Here is a 4,718-nt window from a genome sequence, read left to right as displayed (position 1 = left end):
TCGGCGCAGCGCCTCGGCCGCCGCGGCGTCTGCTTCCGCGGCGTCGACGAGGCGCGCAAGCTGCACCGGGACGATGGAGGCGTAGCGCTGGGGCGCGCTGAGCCGGGCGGATGCCGCGACGAAGGCGGCCGCGTCGAAGTGCCCCCCGGCCATCACGATCGGCTCGGTGCCCGCATGGATCGAGCGCACGAGGACGTTCGTGCCCGCGACGTAGTGCGCCGGCAAGCAGAGCAGCCACTGCCCCTTGCCGCCGACGGCATCGGCACTCGCGGCCGCACTCGCGAGCAGCGCGGATGCCGAGAGCCCGACGCGCTTCGGGGTGCCCGTCGATCCCGAGGTCTCGATCACGAGGGCGACGTTGTCGGGCACTTCTTCGTCAGGCGAGGGTCTCGATACGGTCGCAGAGCGACCTACTCGACCATCGAAGGGGAGGATCGCGGGGCCCGTGCCGTCGAGCGCCGCGCGCAGAGCCGCCACCAGCGCCGGAACATCGGAATCCGGCATCCGTTTCAGTTCGCGCGTCATCGCTGCTCGCTCGCGCGCTCAGCGAGACGTGCGAAAACGGGGGAATGCGGCGCCGAAAGCCCGTCTCGGCACCCCTCGATCGCGCGTGCCATCAGAACTGCCACGGGAAGGGCGACCAGTCGGGCGCGCGCTTCTCGAGGAAGGCGTCGCGGCCCTCGACGGCCTCGTCGGTGCCGTAGGCGAGGCGGGTCGCCTCGCCGGCGAAGAGCTGCTGGCCGACGAGCCCGTCGTCGACCGCGTTGAAGGCGTACTTCAGCATGCGGATCGCCGTCGGCGACTTGCCGAGGATGGTGCGCGCCCACTCGAGCGCCGTCGCCTCGAGCTCGGCGTGCGGCACGACGGCGTTCACAGCGCCCATCTCGTAGGCGCGCTGAGCCGAGTACTCCTGCGCGAGGAAGAACACCTCGCGGGCGAGCTTCTGCCCGATCTGGCGCGCGTAGTAGGCCGAGCCGTAGCCGGCGTCGAAGCTGCCGACATCGGCATCCGTCTGCTTGAATCGCCCGTGCTCGGCGCTCGCGATCGTGAGATCCGCGACGGCGTGCAGCGAGTGGCCGCCGCCGGCCGCCCACCCGGGGACGACGGCGATGACGACCTTCGGCATGAAGCGGATGAGGCGCTGCACCTCGAGGATGTGCAGGCGGCCCGCGCGCGCGGCGCCCGCCGGCGAGACGGATGCCTCGTCGTCGCTGTACTTGTAGCCGTCGCGGCCGCGGATGCGCTGGTCGCCGCCCGAGCAGAACGCCCAGCCGCCGTCCTTCGGGCTCGGGCCGTTGCCCGTGAGCAGCACCACGCCGACGCGCGGATCGGTGCGCGCGTCCTCGAGCGCCGCGTAGAGCTCGTCGACCGTGTGCGGGCGGAACGCGTTGCGCACCTCCGGCCGGTTGAAGGCGATGCGGGCGACCCGGCCGGCGATGCCGTCGCCGGTCGAGAGGTGATAGGTGACGTCGGTCAGCTCGTCGAAGCCGGGCGCGACCGCCCACTGCGTCTCGTCGAAGATCTCGGAAACCCTGCGCGCGTCGGCCATGTCCTCCACCTTAAGGCTGACTTTCACGCCGTTCGGGGCGTGTGCAGACCGCGCGCACAGGGGGTGTCTGTACGTTGTCTGCTGGTGACCCGATACGACGATCTGCCTCTGTACGAGCCCGAGCACAAGCCCCGGCAGTGGTCCGACGCGCGCAGAAAGCGCTTCCGCCGCACCATGGCGTTCATCGCCGGGGGTCTCGCCCTGCTGCTGGTCGCCGGCTTCGGCTACGTGGGCTTCACCTATTGGCACTTCTCGAGCGGCATCCACCGCATCGGCGGCGTCGTGGGCGACGACAAGCCGGGCACCGCGCAGAACATCCTGCTGATCGGGAACGACCAGCGCCCCGCCAACATGACGCCCGAGCAGTACGCCGAGCTGTCGACGACCGATGACGGCGGCAGCGCGAACACCGACACGATGATCCTGCTGCACGTGCCCGCGAACGGGTCGTCGGCGACCCTGATCTCGTTCCCGCGCGACTCGTACGTGTCGATTCCGGGCCACGGCAAGGGCAAGCTGAACGCGGCCTACGTCTACGGCATGAACGACGCATCGGGCACCGCCGACCAGAAGGACGCAGCGGGCGTCAAGCTGCTGATCAAGACGATCCAGAACCTCACCGGGCTCACGGTGAACCACTACGTCAAGGTGAGCCTGCTCAGCTTCTACAACATCGCGAACTCGCTCGGGCCCGTCACGGTGTGCCTCAACAACGCGGTGAACGACCCGTACTCCGGGGCGGACTTCCCCGCGGGCGTCCAGAAACTGGACGCGCGGCAGGCCCTGCAGTTCGTGCGACAGCGCCACGGCCTGCCCAACGGCGACCTCGATCGCGCCGCTCGCCAGCAGTACTTCCTGTCGATGGAGGCGCAGCAGATGCTCTCCGCCGGCACGCTGCTGAACCCCGTCAAGCTCAACAAGGTCGTCGGCGCGGTCAGTTCGTCGCTCGAGATGGACGATCAGCTCAACCTGCTGTCGCTCGCCACCCAGCTCAAGGGCCTGAAGAGCGGGGGCATCCGCTCGGCCACGATCCCCCTGCTGCCCGACCCCTATGCGACCATCAACGGCCAGTCGGTCGTCATGATCGACTACGACGCGCTGCCCGACTTCATGGCGAGCGTCACGGGCGGCAAGACCGCAGCCCAGCGCGTGTCAGAGGCGAAGGCGGCCGACCCCTCGTCCGTCACGGTCGACGTGCTGAACGGCGCAGGCACCGCGGGCGGCTCGAGCACGGCACTCGCGACCTACAAGTCGCTCGGCTTCCAGACCGGCCAGCCGACCGACGCGCCCGCCTCGCAGCAGACCACGACCGTCTACTTCCCGAAGGGCGACGAGTCGCAGGCCAAGGCGGTGCTCGCGCACCTGCCCGGCGCTGCGGTCGCGCAGTCCTCCGACTACGAGCACGTCACCGTGATCCTCGGCACCGACGGCAAGATGCCGGTGGGCGCGTCGGATGCCTCGAGCGGCGGCACCTCGTCGGGTTCGGGCTCGTCGAGCTCGCCGTCGAAGTCGCAGGCGCCCGCGCCGTCGCCGAGCGCGTCGACGAAGAACTACAACAAGACCACCTGCATCAACTGATGGGTGCAGCGTCGGCCGCCGTTCCGCCCGTTCTTCCTGAGCTCGGCGAGGTGCTGGCCGGTGTGCGCGTAGTCGCCCTGCCGATGGTGACGCGGTTCCGCGGCATCACCGTGCGAGAGGCCGCCGTGTTCGAGGGCCCGAACGGCTGGACCGAGTTCAGCCCCTTCGTGGAGTACGGCGACGACGAGGCATCCGCCTGGCTCGCCGCCGCCTACGACTACGGCTGGGGGCCGCAGCCCGCGCTGCTGCGCTCGTCGATCCCCGTGAACGCCACGGTCCCCGCCGTCGCAGCCGACGCGGTGCCGGGTGTGCTCGCGCGCTTCCCCGGCGCCCGCACCGCGAAGGTGAAGGTCGCCGACCCCGGCCAGTCGCTCGCCGACGACGTCGCGCGTGTGGCTGCGGTGCGCGAGGCGCTGGGCCCCGAGGGGCGCATCCGCGTCGATGCCAACGCGCTGTGGAACGTCGACGAGGCCGAGCATGCGATCCGCGCCCTCGAGCGGTTCGACCTCGAGTACGTCGAGCAGCCGGTCGCGACCGTCGACGAGCTCGCCGAGCTGCGCCGGCGCGTCTCTCGACTCGGCATCCTGATCGCCGCCGACGAGAGCGTGCGCAAGGCGAGTGACCCGCTGGCCGTCGCCCGGGCGGGCGCGGCCGACGTACTCGTGATCAAGGCGCAGCCGCTCGGCGGGGTGCGCGCCGCGCTGGCCATCGTCGCGGAGGCCGGGCTGCCGTGCGTCGTCTCGAGCGCGCTCGACACGTCGATCGGGCTCGCGATGGGCGCGTCGCTCGCCGCCGCGCTGCCCGCGCTCGAGTTCGACTGCGGGCTCGGCACCGCCGCGCTGTTCGAGAGCGACGTGACGGATGCCCCGCTGCTGCCCGCTCGCGGCCAGATCACCGCCGGTCGGGTGGCGCCCACCGAGGCTCTGCTCGAGGCGAACGCCGCCTCGCCCGAGCGCCGCGCGTGGTGGCTCGCTCGCATCGAGCGCTGCCACGCGCTGCTCACGCTGCCCTCGCGGCGACAGTAGATGCCGTTTCCGCGCGCCGGGCTCTGATCGGGCGACAATAGGTGCCGCTGCGCCCGCGGTGTTTCGGCGTCTAATGTCGCCGCACGGCCGCGGCGCGGGCCTGGAGGCCATCTCGTGTCGCCGGGGCCGCCGCGCACCGCAGCCACACACGGCGGCCGCACGGCAGCGGCGCGTCTCGACGCGACCGAAGCTCAGTCCACCGGTGCCAGCTCGGCGATCAGCACGCGATCGCCGTCGAGCTCGCGGATCTCGTGGCGGGTCACGACGAAGCCGGCCGGGGCGGCCGCCGCCGCGAGTCCCTCCGGCGTCTCGAACGGCTCGTGGTTCGGGGCGTAGCCAGGCGTGGTCGGCGCGCCGTGGCCCTGCGCGTGGCCGCGGTCGGGCGCGGCGGCGAAGGTGGCCGTCACGAGCACCCCTTCGGGCGCGAGCACGCGCGCGAACTCCTCGAACGCGAGCTGCGGGTCGGCGAAGAGATGAAGGGCCGTCACGCAGGTGACGAGGTCTGCCGCGGCATCCTCGACCGGCAACCGCTCGGCCGCGCCCTCGAAGAACCGGGCCTCGGGCAG

The 4,718-nt window shown here is 71.6% G+C and carries 5 protein-coding genes; 2 read left to right on the top strand and 3 right to left on the bottom strand.

What is annotated here, in order from left to right; genetic code table 11:
- Together ACM2XV_RS12525 and ACM2XV_RS12520 are read right to left on the bottom strand one after the other, a co-directional pair.
- Positions 1–504 (bottom strand): AMP-binding protein (locus ACM2XV_RS12525; protein ID WP_487027160.1); only part of this gene is annotated, 504 nt, incomplete at its 3' end.
- Positions 505–616: 112 nt separating this feature from the next.
- On the bottom strand, positions 617–1,549 hold the full coding sequence (locus ACM2XV_RS12520; RefSeq protein ID WP_487027159.1) for a 1,4-dihydroxy-2-naphthoyl-CoA synthase: 933 nt from the start codon (positions 1,547–1,549) through the stop codon (positions 617–619).
- An 84-nt stretch (positions 1,550–1,633) separates the two neighbouring features.
- On the opposite strand from ACM2XV_RS12520, the gene ACM2XV_RS12515 reads away from it, so the two are divergent.
- Both ACM2XV_RS12515 and ACM2XV_RS12510 read left to right on the top strand, forming a co-directional pair.
- The gene (locus tag ACM2XV_RS12515; RefSeq protein WP_344772673.1) at positions 1,634–3,127 is read left to right on the top strand and encodes an LCP family protein; all 1,494 of its coding nucleotides are present in this window, start codon (positions 1,634–1,636) and stop codon (positions 3,125–3,127) included.
- Positions 3,127–4,152 carry an o-succinylbenzoate synthase gene (locus tag ACM2XV_RS12510; protein ID WP_487027158.1) on the top strand — a complete coding sequence of 342 codons (1,026 nt, stop codon included), beginning with the start codon at positions 3,127–3,129 and terminating at the stop codon, positions 4,150–4,152. Before ACM2XV_RS12515 ends, ACM2XV_RS12510 begins: the two co-directional genes overlap by 1 nt.
- 191 nt (positions 4,153–4,343) lie before the next feature.
- On the opposite strand, the gene ACM2XV_RS12505 is transcribed toward ACM2XV_RS12510, so the two are convergent.
- Positions 4,344–4,718: class I SAM-dependent methyltransferase (locus ACM2XV_RS12505; protein ID WP_487027157.1), on the bottom strand; the 375-nt coding region annotated here is incomplete at its 5' end.

Source organism: Gryllotalpicola sp. CP2-P1, assembly GCF_057512245.1.
This window is presented reverse-complemented; position numbering and strand designations above follow the sequence as displayed.